Below are 15700 nucleotides of genomic sequence, written 5' to 3'. Positions count from 1 at the left end.
GCGCCGGAACCCATGGGATCGTTCAGGCGATCCGCTTGACCCAGCCGTGCGTGTCCGGCGCGTCGCCGCGCTGGATCGCCACCAGCTTCTGGCGCAGCTTCTGCGTGAGCTGGCCCGGGCCGCCCGATCCGATCGTGAACGCGCCATCGTGGCCGGAAACGCGGCCGACCGGGGTAACCACCGCCGCCGTGCCGCAGGCGAAGGTTTCGACGAGCCTGCCCGAAGCGGCGTCGGCCTTCCACTGGTCCAGGCTGTAGCGTCCTTCGCGCACGGTGAGGCCTTCTTCCTGCGCCAGCCGGATCAGGCTTTCACGGGTGATGCCGGGCAGGATCGTGCCGGTCAGTTCGGGCGTGAGGATCGAACCGTCATCGAACACGAAGAACAGGTTCATGCCGCCCAGTTCTTCCACCCACTTGCGCTCGACCGCATCGAGGAACAGCACCTGGTCATGGCCGCGTTCGAAGGCTTCGGCGGTGGGGACGAGGCTGGCGGCGTAGTTGCCACCGCACTTGGCCGCGCCGGTGCCGCCCGGTGCGGCGCGCGTAAAGTCGCTCACCCAGATCGACACCGCCGGCGCGCCCGACTTGAAGTAGTTGCCGGCTGGCGAGGCGATCACCAGGAACTTGTACTGCTTCGACGGGCGCACGCCGAGGAAGGCTTCCGATGCGAACATGAACGGGCGCAGGTACAGCGACCCGCCCTCCACGGTCGGGAACCAGTCCTTGTCGGCCAGCACCATTTCCTTCACCGCCTGCACGAACAGCGCTTCGGGCAGTTCGGGCATCGCCAGCCGGCGGGCGGAAGCGTTGAAGCGCGCCGCGTTGGCTTCCGGGCGGAACAGGGCGATGCCGCCATCGGCGAGGCGATAGGCCTTCAGCCCCTCGAAGATTTCCTGGGCATAGTGCAGCACCGCGGCGGCCGGGTCGATCGGGATCGGGCCATAGGGAATGACGGAGGCGTTATGCCAGCCGCGTTCCTCGTCCCAGTCGATCGATACCATGTGATCGGAAAAGACCTTGCCGAAGCCCGGATCGGCCAGCACCGCCGCGCGCGCATCCGCCGCCAGCGGGGCGGGGTGGGGCAGGTGGGCGAAGGTCATTTCGGATTCGGCGAGCGTCGCCATGGCAGTCAGTCCTTCCGCAGGAATCGGCAAGGAAAGCGCCGTGAACTATTATTACGCGAAACGCAAGCAGTTTGTAATAAATGTGAAGGGCCGCCCCGGTAACCCGGAAGCAGCCCTTCGCATGGTCAGCGGCCGGAAGTGCCGCCCACGAAGCCTTTATCGCTTAATCGAAACTCAGCGATAATGCCTCGCGCGGGACTGTACCGACCTCTCTGCTGAACCATGAGACATCGGATCACCTCCTTTCGCGCTGTTGAGCCAAAGATCGCCGCCTTGCGAGCGGCTGGACCGGGAGCGTCTGAGGCCCTCCGGCCTTGACCAGAATGTGAGTCATTCGGGCGCGAACAACAAGACTTGCATTCAACTTTTTTGGCGTCAGTATCGAGACTTCGCGTGTGCAAAATGGCGCGTCGGAAAGCCCGGACGCAAGGCCCGCTAGCCCCGGCAATCCTCGATCACGCGGCCCACTTCCGACCACGCCGGCAGATAGAGCGTAGGAAGGCCGTTCACCTCCACCGCGAAGCGGCCCCGACTGAACGCCATGGCATCCAGCAGACGGTCTCCCGCAGGCAGAACGATCTCAAGTGTCTGCGCGCGCGAAGGGGCTGCGCTGAGCGGGCGTGTCTGCGTACTGGTGGTGATCGACATCGGCAGCGGCCCCGGCGCCGCGCCGGCCCGCGCGATCGTCACCGTGCGGGCCGCGCGGTCGCAGCGCAGGCTGAGCAGTGCCGTGGCGCTCGGCGGATTGGAAAACTGCGCGACGCCGCCGTTTGGCGTTGCGTGATAAAACCACGATCCCACCGTCTGCGGGGCATCGCGCCAGTCGCGAAAGGCGGGGAGCGGCGCTGTTGTCTGCGTAGCTGGGGGTGCCGGCGCCGCCCGCGGGGTGGGCTGCGGCGCCGGGGGCGGCGGCGGTGCGGCGACGCAGCCGGCAAGCGCCAGCGTGGCCGCCAGCACGGCCAGGGCGGAATTGGCCGGGGCGGAAATCGCGACGCGGGGGCGACGGTGTCGCGCGCTGTGGTTGATCTTCATGCCCGTTGTATGAAAGGAACGGGAGGTGACCTCAACCCCGCCTCCTTCCGCTTCGGTGAAGCCCATCCGACCCGCCAAGCCGGCCGCGAAGGTCCGCGTGGACCAGTTGCTGGTCGAACGCGGACTGGTCGAAAGCCGCGCGCGGGCGCAGGCGCTGATCCTGGCGGGGCTGGTCTATGCCGGCGAGGCGAAGATCGCCAAGGCCGGGCAAACGGTGCCCGCGGACGTCGCGCTCGACGTGCGCGGGCGCGACCACCCGTGGGTTTCGCGCGGCGGAATCAAGCTGGCCCACGCGATCGCGCATTTCGCGCTGAACCCGCGCGGCGTGACCGCGATGGACATCGGCAGTTCCACCGGCGGTTTCACCGACGTTCTGCTCCAGAATGGGGCCGATCACGTTTTCGCCGTCGATTCGGGCACCAACCAGCTGGCGTGGAAGCTGCGGCAGGACCCGCGCGTCACCGTGCTGGAGCAGACCAGCGCCCGCGTGCTCACGCCTGCGCACATCGGCAGGTCGGCGAACTGGGTGGTGTGCGACGCCAGCTTCATCGCGCTGCGCAAGGTGCTGGAGGTGCCGTTGGCGCTGGCCGCGCGGCCGACGCGGCTGGTCGCCCTGATCAAGCCGCAGTTCGAGGTAGGCCGGGCGGAAGTGGGCAAGGGCGGCGTGGTGCGCGATCCGGCGCTGCACGCGCGCGTCTGTGCCGAGGTCCGGGCCTGGCTTGAGGGCGAGGGCTGGGAGGTGGATGGGATCGTGGAAAGCCCGATCACCGGCCCGGAAGGCAATGTGGAATTCCTGATCGCGGCTTTTCGCGCCTGAACCGCGCATTGTGCGCGTTTGTGACATTGCGCGGCCGGCATCGGCCCGCCAATATCCCCGGCGAATCACGAAGGGCGCCGGCTTCTCCGGACTCTGCCCGCAGTAAGGTGCCATGAGATACCTCGCTTCGCCCGCACAGCTTCGGGCCAGCCTGTTGCGCTGGTCGCTTTTCACGGTTCCGCTCGTCCTCGCGCTGGGCTTCCTTTCGGGAAGAAGCGCGGGCAGCGGGCCTGACAACCCCTGGTTCGCGACGCTGACCAAGCCCGGCCTCTATCCGCCGCCCGCCACGTTCGGGATCGTGTGGACGGTGCTTTACGTGCTGATGGGCGTGGCGCTGGCCATGGTGCTTTCGGCGCGGGGCGCGCGGGGGCGGGGGCTGGCGGTGGCCGCGTTCGTCGTGCAACTCGCGCTCAACCTGGCGTGGAGCCCCGTGTTCTTCGGCCTGCACCGGATCGCGCTCGCGCTGGGGATCATCGGGGCGCTGGCGCTGGCGCTGGCGGTTACCATCGCGCTGTTCTGGCGCGTGCGTCCGCTGGCGGCGGGGCTGCTGCTCCCTTATCTCGCGTGGGTCTGCTTTGCATCGCTGCTCAACTGGCAGCTGCTGACGCTCAATCCGCATGCCGACGGGGCTGCACCTGCGGGGGCGACGGTGCGGGTGCAACTCGGGCACTGATCGCACCTTGCGGCCGGCGGCAATCGGCCCCATCTAGGCGGCATCACCAGTTTCAGGACAGATTGCCATGCAAAGCGAAAACCCGCTGATCGCCGATTTCGTCAAGCTGATGAACAGCGCTGCCGGAACGCTTGCCGGCGTGGGCCGCGAAGCGGGCGAGACCGCGCGCGAAAAGGTGCGCGAGGTGTTCGGCGGCCTTGATTTCGTCAGCCGCGAGGAATTCGACGCGGTGAAGGACATGGCCGCTGCCGCGCGCGAGGAAGTGGAAACGCTCAAGGCACGGCTCGCCGCGCTGGAAGGCGCGAAAACGGATTGATCGGGCAGGTCGGCCGGCGCGCGCGCGCGATCAGGTTGAAGCGAGATTGCGGGCGACGTCCGCGTCGCAGTCCAGCCGCCACAGCAAGCCTTCCTGCGCATAGTCCAGCGTAACGTTCGCCGACAGGCTGCGCGCGGGGATATGGCGGATCAGCGTGGTGCCGAAACCGCTCTCGCGCGGTGCGGCAACGGCGGGGCCGCCCCGTTCCCGCCACTCCACCACAAACCTGCCGTCCGCTTCACGCCACGCCAGGTTGACGCTTCCGCCGGACAGGGAAAGCGCGCCGTACTTGATCGCATTGGTGGCCAGTTCGTGCAGCGCCATGCCGATAACTTCGGCCGCGCGCGGGGCAAGGTCGATGTGCGGGCCGTCCGTGGAAACGTGGCTGCGGCTCTCGCCATCGAGAATGGCGAGCTGGGCGTCGGCCAGTTCGCCCATCGGAATCGTCGCCCAGCCGCGGCGCACCAGCAGGTCCTGATTGGCGGACATGCTGGCCAGCCGCTGTTCGAAGCGCTGGAGAAACACCGGATCGACGTTGCCGGATCGCCGGGCAAGCGCCTGCACCACGGCCAGCATGTTCTTGGAGCGGTGATTCACTTCCATCAGCAGGATGCGGATCTGCTCTTCCTTGTCGAGCAGTTCGGTCACGTCGGTGTTGGTACCGAACCACGCCAGGATCACGCCGCGCTCATCCCGGATCGGCTTCGCGCGCGAAAGGAACCAGCGATAGCTGCCGTCACGCCCGCGCAGGGGAAACGTGTCTTCCCATTCGCGCCCGGCGGCGATGTACCGTGCGAACTTTTCACGGACACGTTCGAGATGATCGGGGTGCTGGACAGCAGCCCACCTCCAGCCCTGCATGTCTTCGAACCGGGTGCCGGTGTAGTCGTACCATCGGCGGTTGTACCAGTTCAGCCCGCCATCGGGCGCCGCGATCCACGCCAGTTGCGAAATGTTGTCCGCCAGCATGCGGAAGCGGCGCTCGCCTTCCTTGAGCGCTTCGGCGGCGGCGAACTGGTCGGTCACGTCGCGCGCGATCTTGCTCGCGCCGACAATCCGGCCTTCGGCATCGAGCACGGGCGAAATCGTCAACGAAACGCGGATGGGCGTGCCATCCTTGCGCAGCCGAATCGTTTCGAAATGCCGCACGCGCTCTCCGCGCTGGATGCGGCCGATGATCGCGTCTTCCTCGCCCTGGCGATCGGCCGGAATCAGACGGCGGATGGACTGGCCGACCATTTCCGCTTCTTCGTACCCGAAGATTCGCGTTGCGGCCGGATTCCAGCTTATGACCGTGCCGTCGAGCTGCTTGCTGATAATGGCGTCATCCGACGACTGGATGATCGCGGAAAGATGCTCTTCCGCCAGCAATCGACTGCTCCCCGCTGCCCGTTCGGGACCAAACTAGCCGGGGTTTTGCCCGACTGTCCACGAACGGATGCAACGGGGATGTGTTCCCGGTGCCAGAGGCCGGCCCTCAGAGTCCTGCTTGGGTAAGCGCCTGATCCAGATCCTCGATCAGGTCGTCCGGATCTTCAAGGCCGACGTTCAGGCGCAGCATCCCCTCGGTCACGCCCATGTCCTCGCGCGCTTCGGGGGAAACCGAATAGTGCGTGGTCGAGGCGGGGTGGCACATCAGCGAACGCGAATCGCCGATGTTGTTGGAGATGTCGATCAGTTGCAGCGCATCCAGCAGCGCGTGGGCCTGTTGGCGCCCGCCATCGAGCACGATCGAGAAGATCGAACCACAGGCCGACATCTGCTTCATCGCCAGATCGTGCTGGGGATGGCTGGCAAGGCCGGGATGCAGGATCGTGGGCACGCGGCTTTCCACGAACCGGCCGACCTTCAGCGCGTTCTCGCTCTGCCGGTTGATACGCAGGTCCAGCGTTTCCAGACCTTTCAGCACGACCCAGGCGTTGAACGGCGCCAGGTTCGGCCCGGTGTTGCGTTGGAACGGCAGCAGCTTGTTGTTGATGAAATCGTCCGAACCGCACACGGCGCCGGCCAGTACGCGGCCCTGTCCGTCCATCATCTTGGTGGCGGAATAAGCGACCACATCCGCGCCGAATTCCAGCGGGCGTTGCAGCGCGCTGGTGGTGAAGGCGTTGTCGACCACGGTGGTGATGCCATGCGCGCGCGCCAGCCCGCAGACATATTCCATGTCGACGATGTCCATCGTAGGGTTGGCCGGCGTTTCGAAGAAGAACACCTTGGTGTTGGGGCGGATCGCAGCTTCCCACGCCGCGTTGTCGCGGGAATCGATCACCGTGCCTTCCACGCCAAAGCGCGGAAGCAGGCTGTCCACCAGCCAGCGGCACGATCCGAACGCGGCCTTGGCGGCAACGATGTGATCGCCGGCGGAAAGCTGGCAGAGCAGCGCGGCGGTCATCGCCGCCATGCCGCTGGCCTGCGCGCGGCAGGCTTCGGCGCCTTCCAGCATGGCGATGCGTTCTTCCAGCATCGCCACCGTGGGGTTCTGGAGGCGCGAATAGGTCATGCCCGGCTGTTCGCCGGCGAAGCGCGCGGCAACCGTGGCGGCATCGTCGTAGCTGTAGCCTGATGTCAGGAACAACGCTTCCGACGTCTCGCCCATCTCCGAACGCCAGGTGCCAGCGCGCACGGCGCGGGTTGCGGGGCGCCACTTGGCGGTGATCGAGCGGTCCTGGCCTGTCGTCCGTTTCATGGCGCAGGGCCTTACGCCGCGCGCGTTGACGGTGCAAGGCGTGCCCCGTCACCTCCCATTGCGTGGTTCCGCGCATCGGCCTATCTGGCGATGGGCATGGCCTCGCTTCTCCACAACGCCCCCGCTTTCGATCGTGCCTACCGTTCCGGCCGGGACCGCGATCCGCTCGGCTGGTGCGTGCTGCTGGCGTTCGTGTTCTGGGTGGTGGTGCTGCACCGGCTCGGCATCCCGTCGAAGCCGATGTTCGATGAAATCCATTATCTGCCCGCCGCGCGCCGGCTGATCGAACTGTCCAGCCGGCTCAATCCCGAACACCCGCTGGTGGGCAAGGAACTGATCGCGCTGTCGATGAAGCTGGTGGGCGATACGCCGTTTGGCTGGCGTCTGCCCTCGGCGATCGTGGGCACGCTGGGCCTGTTCGCGGCCATGCGCGCGATGTGGTGGGCCACGCTTTCGCGCCGCGCGACGCTGGTGTTCGGCGTGCTGATGGCCACCAACTTCATCTGGTTCGTGATCGCCCGCATCGCCATGCTGGACATGGCGATGGGCGGCGCGATGGCGCTGGCGTTCTGGCAATGGGCGCTGGCCTGGCGCAGGGGCGGGGAGGGCCGGCCCGGACGCGCGCGGCTGCATCTGGCGCTGACGGGCGTGTTCCTGGGCCTTTCGCTCGGCGCCAAGTGGAACGGCGCGCCGCTGCTCGCCGCGCCGGGCCTGCTGTTCGCGTGGGACCGCTGGCACGCGCTGGCCGGCCGGCGCGGACGCTTCCTGATCGCGCGCGATGCCGCGCCGGTGCCGGGCGTTTCGCTGATTGAAGCCGGGCTGTGGCTGGGCCTGCTACCAATCCTCGTCTATCTCGCCACGTTCGCGCCGGCCTTTTTCTACAAGGTCCAGCCGATGACGCTGCACGGGCTGCTGCCCTGGCAGAAATACATGCTGCAATTGCAGGACAGCGTGGTGAAGCCGCACACCTACATGAGCCGGTGGTGGCAGTGGATGTTCAACCTGCGGCCGATCTGGTTCCTTTATGAAAAGGTCGATGGTGCGCAGCGCGGCGTGCTGATGCTCGGCAATCCGTTCACGATGCTCGCCGGGTTGCCCGCGCTGCTGTTCTGCCTGTGGGACGGCCTGCGCGGCAACCGCCTGCGCGCAGGGCTGTTCGCGCTCTATTTCCTCAGCCTGGTGTTCTGGGCGGTGAACGGCAAGCCGGTGCAGTTCTACTACCACTACATGCTGGCCAGCCTGTTCCTCACCGCCGCGCTGGCGGTGGTGCTGGCCGACTGGTGGGATCTGGGCGTGCGCTGGCCGGGCCGGATCGCGCTGCTGCTGGCGGCGGGCCTATTCATCGGGTTCTACCCGATCCTGTCGGCGGGCCGGTTGCCGGCGAAGAACGCCTATACCGCCTATACTTGGCTGCACAGCTGGCGCTGACCGCAGCGGCTGCCGGCGTCCTCAGGTCGCCGCGTGTTCGGCCGGCTTCGGCGGGGGCGGCGCCGATGGCAGGGGCAGGGGCGATACGTCCTCGTCGGCGGCCCGGCTCCGGCAGCGGCGCACCACTTCGCGCGCGACATCGCTGCCCGCTACGGTGATCTTGCCCGCGCCCGGAAGGGTGCCGTCGAAGCCGCTGCCGGTAAACACGGCGGCGCGCGGATCGTCGGCCGCGATCGTGCCCTGCCAGATGTAGCCGCGCTCGCCGGGCAGATTGGTGGCATCGACCGGCAGGCGCAGGATCTGCCCTCCGCCGATCAGCGCGAACAGCGCCTGCGCGCCGATCTCGGCGGGCACTGGGCGGGTGACGATCAATTGCCCGCCATGGCAGGCCAGCATCAGCAGCGGCGGCTGCCCCGGAAAACCATAGCGCGCCGCCTCCCCGCCGGCATGGGCGCTCCACCCCGCTTTGGCATCGGGCGCGGGCGGCCCGGGCATCGGCTCGTTGGCGGGAATGGAAAACCGCACCGCTGCCAACGGTCCGCCGCTGTCAGCGGGCTGTGGCGCCGGTTTGGAACAGGCGGCAAGCGACAGGGCGAGAGCGGCGCCGAACAGCAGCGGACGGATGAGCATGGTTGCGTTGGTGCTAGACGATCAGGCGGCGCGCTTCTGCACGGTGAGTTCCAGCCCGAGCGCATGAAGTACCGCGACCAGCGTTGCCAGCGTCGGATTGCCGTCTTCGGACAAGGCGGTGTAAAGCGCTTGCCGGCCCAGCCCGCTCTTGCGTGCGATTTCGCTCATGCCTTTGGATCGGGCAACGTTTCCCAAAGCGGCGGCGATATGTTTGGGGTCGTTTCCTTCCATCGCGGCTTCGAGATAGAAGAGGATGTCCTCCTCGGTCTCGAGATAGGCGGCCGGATCAAATGGACGAAGTTCCATCGCTGCGCTCGATTTCTTCCTTTAGCCGCTTTGCGGAAGCAATATCGGCCTTCTGCGTGCGCTTGTCGCCTCCGCAGAGGAGAATGACAAGCTCCTTGCCCCGCTGGAAGAAATACACCCGGTAGCCCGGTCCGTAGTCGATGCGAAGTTCGTGAACGCCGTCCTTCAAGGACTTGCAGTCACCAAGATTCCCATCGGCCAGGCGTTCGAGGCGAACCACGATCCTCGCTCGCGCCCGCCGGTCCCGCAAGGAGCCAAGCCATCCCGAGAAGTCGGGCGTTTCCGACAGCTGGAAGGATTGTCCTTTATAGGAGACATTTGAGTTCGGGGCAACCGTCTTTCCGGCTCCAGGAGGCTTGCTCGTCACTTGTTCCGCCCCCGATCGAAGGCTTGAACAACCAAGCTGGCGAGCGCAATCGCCAACATAAAGGCGTTAACAGTAAGACTGACTGCTTCATAGGAGGACATGGCAAGTTTCCCGTCACACGCAATGTGACCAAAAATTGGGAGACTTGCCTATGTCTCGCTGCTCGTCCCGTCGCAGCACGAAAGTTTTCGTTGACGATGTTTAATTAGCGTGTGCAACTCCGAATATCAAGGGGTGCGTTACTTGCGCCACTTCGTCTTCTGGCTCTTCCCGAACCGCGTCTTGCGCGTCCCCGGCTTGCCCTCGTTGCTGCGGCCTACCAGTGGCGCTTTCCGTTCGTCCTCCGGCAGGCCCAGCTCGGTCGCTTCCAGCTTGCGGATCTCGTCGCGCAGGCGGCCGGCTTCCTCGAATTCCAGGTCGGCGGCTGCGGCGCGCATCTTCTTTTCGAGTTCCTCGATATAGGCGCGCAGGTTGTGGCCGACGAGGTTGTTGGCGCCTTCCGCGTCCACTTCCACCAGCACGCCGTCGCGGCTCGCGGTATCGGCCACGATATCGTGGATGTTGCGCTTGATCGTGGCGGGGGTGATGCCGTGCAACTGGTTGTATTCGTGCTGCTTCGCCCGGCGCCGGTCGGTTTCGGCGATGGCGCGCTCCATGCTGCCGGTCATGCGGTCGGCATAGAGGATCACGCGCCCGTCCACGTTGCGCGCGGCGCGGCCGATCGTCTGGATCAGCGAGGTTTCGCTGCGCAGGAAGCCTTCCTTGTCGGCATCGAGAATGCAGACGAGGCCGCATTCGGGAATGTCCAGCCCTTCGCGCAGCAGGTTGATGCCCACCAGCACGTCATAGACGCCCAGGCGCAAGTCGCGGATCAGTTCGATGCGTTCCAGCGTCTCCACGTCCGAATGCATGTAGCGCACCTTGAGGCCCGCCTCGTGCATGAACTCGGTCAGGTCTTCCGCCATGCGCTTGGTCAGCGTGGTCACGAGCGTGCGATAGCCCTTGGCGGCGGTTTCGCGGCATTCGTTGATGCAGTCCTGCACCTGGTCTTCTACCGGGCGGATCAGCACCGGCGGGTCGATCAGGCCGGTGGGGCGGATCACCTGTTCGGCGAAGACGCCGCCCGCCTGCTCCATCTCCCACGATCCGGGCGTTGCTGAAACGGCGATGGTCTGCGGCCGCATCGCGTCCCATTCGTTGAAGCGCAGCGGGCGGTTGTCGATGCAGCTGGGCAGGCGGAAGCCATATTCGGCCAGCGTCAGCTTGCGGCGGTGGTCGCCGCGCGCCATCGCGCCCACCTGCGGCACCGTCTGGTGGCTTTCGTCGATGAACAGCAGGCAGTTGTCGGGCAGGTATTCGAACAGTGTCGGCGGCGGTTCGCCCGGCAGGCGGCCGGTCAGGAAGCGGCTGTAGTTCTCGATCCCCGCGCACGATCCCGTCGCCGCGATCATCTCGAGGTCGAAGTTGGTGCGCTGTTCGAGCCGCTGCGCTTCCAGCAGGCGGCCTTCCTCGGTCAGTTCCTTCAGCCGTTCGGACAGCTCGAAGCGGATCGCCTCGGCCGCCTGCTTCATCGTCGGCCCCGGCGTCACATAGTGTGAATTGGCATAGACGCGCACGTTGCCCAGCTTGGTCCCGGCCTTGCCGGTCAGCGGGTCGAACTCGACGATGCTTTCGATCTCGTCGCCGAAGAAGCTGATGCGCCAGGCGGTGTCATCGTAGTGCGACGGGAAGATTTCCAGGTTGTCGCCGCGCACGCGGAACGTGCCGCGCTGAAACGCGGCATCGTTGCGCTTGTATTGCAGCGCCACCAGCTTGCGGATGATCTCGCCCTGATCGACGCTCGTCCCCACCTTGAGGTCGAAGATCATCGCCGAATAGGTTTCGACCGAGCCGATGCCATAGATGCAGGAAACCGAGGCGACGATGATCACGTCGTCGCGTTCCAGCAGCGCGCGCGTGGCCGAATGGCGCATCCGGTCGATCGCCTCGTTCGTCGAGCTTTCCTTCTCGATATAGGTGTCCGACCGGGGCACGTAGGCTTCGGGCTGGTAATAGTCGTAGTACGAGACGAAGTATTCCACCGCGTTTTCGGGGAAGAAGCTCTTGAACTCGCCATAGAGCTGCGCGGCAAGGATCTTGTTGGGCGCCAGGATCAGCGCCGGGCGCTGCAGTTCCTCGATCACCTTGGCCATGGTGAAGGTCTTGCCCGAACCGGTCACGCCCAGCAGGACCTGCGTCTTCTCGCCCTCCCGCGCGGTGGCCACCAGATCGGCGATGGCGCCGGGCTGGTCGCCCGCGGGGCTGTATTCGGACACGATCCGGAACGGCTTGCCGCCTTCGACCTTGTCCGGCCGCTGCGGCTTGTGCGGCACGAAGGTGCCGGATGTGTCGGGCTCTTCCAGCCCCCTGCGGATCACGAGTTCAGCCATGCAGGCAGATATGGCTGTTCATGCTGCGTTCCGCAACCGGTGCCGGCCGTCGCGCGCGGCTATCGGGCATTTTGGGTGATTTGCATCATTGGCGCGCAATGCAATCGGGTTATAGCGTGCCCGTGGTCATGGCGCCTCCCGCTGCGGAGGCCCGGTTGTTCCGAGGGGAATGTTCATGCGTCGAATCCTGTTGCCCGCGCTGGTCGCCGGTATGTGCCTTTCGCTGGCGGCGTGCAGCGACGAGAAGAAGGTCGAGGCGAAGAACGAGAGCGTGGCGGAAGTAGCCAAGAAGGTGGCGGCATCGGATATCCGCTTCACCCCGGGCCGCTGGGAAACCACGGTGAAGATCGAGAAGATGGAAATCGACGGGATTTCGCCGGAAGCCAAGGCGGCGATGCAGCAGGCCATGGGGCAGGCGCGCACGATGTCGAGCTGCCTCACCAAGGAGCAGGTGGAAAAGCCCAACAGTGAATTTTTCGGCCAGGTGGGCGATGGCTGCAAATACGATTCGTTCACGATGGCGGGCGGCAAGCTCGACGCCAAGATGACCTGCAAGACCGCGAGCGGCGAACAGGTGGTGACGATGGGCGGCACCTATACGCCCGAAAGCTACGACGCGACGATGAACATGGATGGCAAGGGGCCGAACGGCAAGGCGATGGCCATGGCCATGTCGATGAAGTCGAAGCGCGCGGGCGAATGCACCGGTGCGGAAGATGTGACGCCCCAGCCCCCTGCCAAGTAACGTTTCCGCCAGGTAGGCGCAGCTGACGGAAAATTGACGGCGGCGCGCAGCGATTGACGCGAAACTGAAACAATTGCGATTGCCGTGCGTTCATCGGAGGTTGATCCCGGTGAGTGCAGGAAGGCGCGATGATCCAGATGGCGGACTTGACGCGACAGGGCATGGACGGCTTTCGCCAGGCGGGCGAACGGCTGGCCGCCTGGCGCGCGGAAGTGGCGCGCCGGGCCGCGCTGGCGCGCCAGCCGCAGCCCGAAGGTGCGCGGCCGCCCTCGGTCCGCCGCCTGCTGGCGGAACTCGGCTCGCCGGCCGAACTGTGGCGCGAAGCGGGCAAGGTGCGCCGCGCCGGTGGCCTGGAACTGCCGCGCGGCACATCGCGCGCGGTCATGCTGGTGCCGGGCTTCGGCGCGCACCCCATGCGGATGCGCGGGCTGGCGCGCGCGCTGGAAGGCGCCGGGCACCGCGTCAGCGATTGGGGCATGGGCTGGAACCTCGGCGCGGACGAGGACCGTTTCGCGCGCTTGTGCGAACGGGTCGATGCCATGGCGCGCAAGGAACGCGAACCGCTTACGCTCGTCGGCTGGAGCCTGGGCGGGCTCTACGCGCGCGAAGTGGCCAAGATCATGCCCGAAAACGTGGCGATGGTGGTGACGATGGGCACGCCCTTTTCGGGCGACCGGCGCGCCAACAACGCCTGGCGCGCCTATCAGGCGGTCACCGGCCACACGGTCGATCACCCGCCGGTAGGCGAAGACCTGGCCGAAAAGCCCCCGGTGCCCACCGTGGCGCTGTGGAGCCCGCGCGACGGCATCGTGGCGCCGCGCTCGGCCTGCGGCTGGCCCGGCGAACGCGATCGCGCCATCGCCGTGCGCTGCACGCATCTGGGCTTTGCTGGCCATCCGGACGTGACCCGCGCGGTGGCGGCGCTTCTCACCGGAGGCTGACAGGCGGCCGCCGCGGGCTCCGGGTTATGCCGTTGCCTCCTCGAACGCGCTCACTTCCACGCGCACGCCCGATAGCGCCGCGTTGCCGGAAAGCGGATCGATCGCGGTTTCGTCGGTCAGGTCGTTCACGCTGACGCCGGCGTGGGCTTTCGCCGTCTGCATGGCGATCCCGGGCAGGCCGTGCCCCCAGCCATGCGGGATGGAGACGGTGCCGGGCATGATGTCCTCGGTCACTTCCGCCGGCAGGGCGATCGACCCGGCGCGGGAACGCACGGTGGCCGTCTCGCCATCCGCAATGCCCCGCGCGGTTGCGTCGTCGGGGTGGATCATCAGCGTGCAGCGGTTGGGGCCCTTGGTCATGCGGCGGCTGTTGGCGAGCCACGAGTTGTTGGTGCGCAGATGCCTGCGTCCGATCAGCAGCAGCGCGCCATCGTGCCCGGCGGAAGTTTCCGGCACCTCCAGCGCGGCCAGCGCCTCCAGGCATTCGGGATCGGCGCAGGCCACGGTCTTGTCCGGTGTGCGCAGCCTTTCGGGCAGGCGCCCTTCCGCGGGCGGACCGAAATCCAGCCCGGATGGGGCCGCTTCCACATCGGCCAGCGAGACGGCGTAAGGCCCCGAGCGCAGCAAGGCGTCGAGCGTTTCGCGCGGGGTCGGTGCCTGCACCGGCTCGCCCGTGATCGCGCCGGCCAGCCCGCGCAGGATTTCCCAGTCCTGCAAGGTGCCGTCTTCGGGCGCGAGCGTCGGCGGCGAATAGGCGGCGATGGTGCGCACGGCCATAGGCAGCAGGAACAGGCCATAGTGATCGCGTTCGAGCGGGCCGACGGGTGGCAGGATGTAGTGCGCGCGCCGGCTGGTCACGTTGCGGTACATGTCGATCGACACCATCAGGTCCAGCTCGCTCAGCGCCTTGTCCAGACGGGCGCCGTTGGGCGTGGACAGCACGGGATTGCCAGCGACCACGAACAATGCGCGCAGCCGCCCCGGCCCGGGCGTCTCGATCTCTTCCGCCATCGCGGCGGCCGGCAGTTCCCCCAGCACGGAGCGGTGGCCCGAAACGCGCGAGCGATGCTTGCCGATCGAGCCGGGGGGCAGGATGGCCAGCGTGTCGAGCGCGGGCAGGGGGAACACGATACCGCCTTCGCGGTCCAGTTGCCCCGCGGCGATGTTGATCAGGCCGATCAGCCAGGCGTTGAGCGTGCCGTGGGCCTGCGTGGCCACGCCCATGCGGCCATAGAGCACTGCCGGCCCTTGCGTCATCCGTTCGGCCAACCCGTCGATGTCCTCCGCCGCGACACCGCAGGCCGCGCCGCAGGCGGCGGCATCGAACCGTTCCAGCGCGGCGGCCACGTCCGCCAGCCCCGTGATGAAGTCCTGAACCGGCCTTGCCGGTCGGCGCGCCAGCACCGCCTTCAGCAGCGCGACAAGGAAGAAGGCATCGGTTGCCGGCCGGATGAACAGATGGCGGTCCGCCACGCGCGCGGTTTCGGTGCGCCGCGGATCGACCACGATCAGCGTTCCGCCGCGCTGGCGCAGTTCGCGCGCGCGGTTGCGGAAATCGGGCACGGTCCAGATGCTGCCGTTCGACGCCATCGGATTGCCGCCCAGGATGATCAGCGTCTGCGTGCGGTCGATATCGGGGATGCCGAACAGGCTGGCGTGCCCGAACAGGCGCAGGTTCGCCACCTGATGCGGCATCTGGTCCACGGTGCTGGCCGAGAACTTGTTGCGGGTGTGCAGCGCTTTGGACAGGTATTCGGCATTGAGCGCGTTGCCATAGCTGTGCGCGTTCGGGTTGCCGATATAGACGGCGGAGGCGTCCGGATCTTCGGCCAGGATGGCGCGCGTGCGCTGGCCGATTTCGGTGAAGGCCTGTTGCCAGCTGATCTCGTGCCAGGTGTCGCCCACGCGCTTGACCGGCCGGCGCAGGCGATCCGGGTCTTCCTGAAGATCCTGCAGCGCGGTGGCCTTGGGGCAGATATGCCCGCGCGAGAGCGGATTGTCCGGATCGCCCTTGATCGACAGCACGGCGCGGTCTTCCGTTTCGACCAGGATGCCGCAGTTCGCCTCGCAGATGTGGCAGGTGCGGTGATGGATCCGGCGCATGGCCACTCTCCCGACTCTGTTTTAATTGACCGGTTAAGAATGCGGCGGGATCGGCATCAAGGCAAGCGGAAACCCCCGGGGCGCCTGCGGACCAACCTTCGTCG

The 15700-nt window shown here is 66.7% G+C and carries 15 protein-coding genes; 6 read left to right on the top strand and 9 right to left on the bottom strand.

Annotation, left to right across the window (positions count from 1 at the left end):
- Positions 1 to 22 precede the first annotated feature (22 nt).
- Both F1640_RS07030 and F1640_RS07025 read right to left on the bottom strand, forming a co-directional pair.
- Positions 23 to 1123: a branched-chain amino acid aminotransferase gene (locus F1640_RS07030; RefSeq protein ID WP_194918439.1), complete on the bottom strand. Its 1101-nt coding sequence runs from the start codon at positions 1121 to 1123 to the stop codon at positions 23 to 25.
- Positions 1124 to 1558: 435 nt separating this feature from the next.
- Positions 1559 to 2155: a hypothetical protein gene (locus tag F1640_RS07025; protein ID WP_206694645.1), complete on the bottom strand. Its 597-nt coding sequence runs from the start codon at positions 2153 to 2155 to the stop codon at positions 1559 to 1561.
- Between the two features lie 25 nt (positions 2156 to 2180).
- On the opposite strand from F1640_RS07025, the gene F1640_RS07020 reads away from it, so the two are divergent.
- The 3 genes from F1640_RS07020 (at position 2181) to F1640_RS07010 (ending at position 3961) form a co-directional block, all read left to right on the top strand.
- Complete coding sequence (locus F1640_RS07020) at positions 2181 to 2972, top strand: TlyA family RNA methyltransferase (RefSeq protein WP_375336186.1); 792 nt, start codon at positions 2181 to 2183, stop codon at positions 2970 to 2972.
- 112 nt (positions 2973 to 3084) lie between these two features.
- Positions 3085 to 3645 (top strand): TspO/MBR family protein, encoded by a 561-nt coding sequence (locus F1640_RS07015; protein ID WP_125953878.1) that lies wholly within the window; start codon positions 3085 to 3087, stop codon positions 3643 to 3645.
- A 67-nt stretch (positions 3646 to 3712) separates the two neighbouring features.
- The gene (locus tag F1640_RS07010) at positions 3713 to 3961 is read left to right on the top strand and encodes an accessory factor UbiK family protein (protein WP_124810049.1); all 249 of its coding nucleotides are present in this window, start codon (positions 3713 to 3715) and stop codon (positions 3959 to 3961) included.
- A 30-nt stretch (positions 3962 to 3991) separates the two neighbouring features.
- On the opposite strand, the gene F1640_RS07005 is transcribed toward F1640_RS07010, so the two are convergent.
- Both F1640_RS07005 and F1640_RS07000 read right to left on the bottom strand, forming a co-directional pair.
- Positions 3992 to 5332 carry a PAS domain S-box protein gene (locus F1640_RS07005; RefSeq protein ID WP_194918436.1) on the bottom strand — a complete coding sequence of 447 codons (1341 nt, stop codon included), beginning with the start codon at positions 5330 to 5332 and terminating at the stop codon, positions 3992 to 3994.
- Between the two features lie 106 nt (positions 5333 to 5438).
- Positions 5439 to 6647 (bottom strand): PLP-dependent aspartate aminotransferase family protein, encoded by a 1209-nt coding sequence (locus F1640_RS07000; RefSeq protein WP_125953866.1) that lies wholly within the window; start codon positions 6645 to 6647, stop codon positions 5439 to 5441.
- A 96-nt stretch (positions 6648 to 6743) separates the two neighbouring features.
- On the opposite strand from F1640_RS07000, the gene F1640_RS06995 reads away from it, so the two are divergent.
- On the top strand, positions 6744 to 8075 hold the full coding sequence (locus tag F1640_RS06995; protein ID WP_194918434.1) for a phospholipid carrier-dependent glycosyltransferase: 1332 nt from the start codon (positions 6744 to 6746) through the stop codon (positions 8073 to 8075).
- 21 nt (positions 8076 to 8096) lie between these two features.
- On the opposite strand, the gene F1640_RS06990 is transcribed toward F1640_RS06995, so the two are convergent.
- The 4 genes from F1640_RS06990 to uvrB form a co-directional block, all read right to left on the bottom strand.
- Positions 8097 to 8705 (bottom strand): hypothetical protein, encoded by a 609-nt coding sequence (locus F1640_RS06990; protein ID WP_194918432.1) that lies wholly within the window; start codon positions 8703 to 8705, stop codon positions 8097 to 8099.
- A 21-nt stretch (positions 8706 to 8726) separates the two neighbouring features.
- Complete coding sequence (locus F1640_RS06985; RefSeq protein WP_194918430.1) at positions 8727 to 9011, bottom strand: addiction module antidote protein; 285 nt, start codon at positions 9009 to 9011, stop codon at positions 8727 to 8729.
- The gene (locus tag F1640_RS06980; RefSeq protein WP_309229215.1) at positions 8992 to 9378 is read right to left on the bottom strand and encodes a type II toxin-antitoxin system RelE/ParE family toxin; all 387 of its coding nucleotides are present in this window, start codon (positions 9376 to 9378) and stop codon (positions 8992 to 8994) included. Before F1640_RS06980 ends, F1640_RS06985 begins: the two co-directional genes overlap by 20 nt.
- Before the next feature lie 239 nt (positions 9379 to 9617).
- On the bottom strand, positions 9618 to 11807 hold the full coding sequence (uvrB, locus tag F1640_RS06975; protein WP_194918428.1) for an excinuclease ABC subunit UvrB: 2190 nt from the start codon (positions 11805 to 11807) through the stop codon (positions 9618 to 9620).
- A gap of 175 nt (positions 11808 to 11982) precedes the next feature.
- On the opposite strand from uvrB, the gene F1640_RS06970 reads away from it, so the two are divergent.
- Both F1640_RS06970 and F1640_RS06965 read left to right on the top strand, forming a co-directional pair.
- Positions 11983 to 12552, top strand: coding sequence for a DUF3617 domain-containing protein (locus F1640_RS06970; RefSeq protein ID WP_194918427.1), 570 nt, complete (start codon positions 11983 to 11985; stop codon positions 12550 to 12552).
- A 128-nt stretch (positions 12553 to 12680) separates the two neighbouring features.
- Positions 12681 to 13493 (top strand): esterase/lipase family protein, encoded by an 813-nt coding sequence (locus tag F1640_RS06965; protein WP_375336185.1) that lies wholly within the window; start codon positions 12681 to 12683, stop codon positions 13491 to 13493.
- Between the two features lie 24 nt (positions 13494 to 13517).
- Here F1640_RS06965 and F1640_RS06960 read toward each other — a convergent pair whose 3' ends face one another.
- Entirely contained in the window at positions 13518 to 15596 is a 2079-nt protein-coding gene (locus tag F1640_RS06960; RefSeq protein WP_194918425.1) for a molybdopterin oxidoreductase family protein, read from the bottom strand.
- Positions 15597 to 15700 lie beyond the last annotated feature (104 nt).

Source organism: Novosphingobium sp. NBM11, assembly GCF_015390225.1.
Lineage (GTDB): Bacteria > Pseudomonadota > Alphaproteobacteria > Sphingomonadales > Sphingomonadaceae > Novosphingobium.
Note: the sequence above shows the minus strand (reverse complement) of the source record. Positions and strands in the feature narration are given on the sequence as shown.

Coding starts and splice junctions, on each gene's coding strand:
- F1640_RS07015 (WP_125953878.1), top strand. CDS start 3,085: ATGAGATACCTCGCTTCGCCCGCACAGCTTCGGGCCAGCCTGTTGCGC.
- F1640_RS07010 (WP_124810049.1), top strand. CDS start 3,713: ATGCAAAGCGAAAACCCGCTGATCGCCGATTTCGTCAAGCTGATGAAC.
- F1640_RS06995 (WP_194918434.1), top strand. CDS start 6,744: ATGGCCTCGCTTCTCCACAACGCCCCCGCTTTCGATCGTGCCTACCGT.
- F1640_RS07025 (WP_206694645.1), bottom strand. CDS start 2,155: ATGAAGATCAACCACAGCGCGCGACACCGTCGCCCCCGCGTCGCGATT.
- F1640_RS07000 (WP_125953866.1), bottom strand. CDS start 6,647: ATGAAACGGACGACAGGCCAGGACCGCTCGATCACCGCCAAGTGGCGC.
- F1640_RS06970 (WP_194918427.1), top strand. CDS start 11,983: ATGCGTCGAATCCTGTTGCCCGCGCTGGTCGCCGGTATGTGCCTTTCG.
- F1640_RS06960 (WP_194918425.1), bottom strand. CDS start 15,596: ATGCGCCGGATCCATCACCGCACCTGCCACATCTGCGAGGCGAACTGC.
- F1640_RS06985 (WP_194918430.1), bottom strand. CDS start 9,011: ATGGAACTTCGTCCATTTGATCCGGCCGCCTATCTCGAGACCGAGGAG.
- F1640_RS07030 (WP_194918439.1), bottom strand. CDS start 1,123: ATGGCGACGCTCGCCGAATCCGAAATGACCTTCGCCCACCTGCCCCAC.
- F1640_RS06965 (WP_375336185.1), top strand. CDS start 12,681: ATGATCCAGATGGCGGACTTGACGCGACAGGGCATGGACGGCTTTCGC.
- F1640_RS06990 (WP_194918432.1), bottom strand. CDS start 8,705: ATGCTCATCCGTCCGCTGCTGTTCGGCGCCGCTCTCGCCCTGTCGCTT.
- uvrB (WP_194918428.1), bottom strand. CDS start 11,807: ATGGCTGAACTCGTGATCCGCAGGGGGCTGGAAGAGCCCGACACATCC.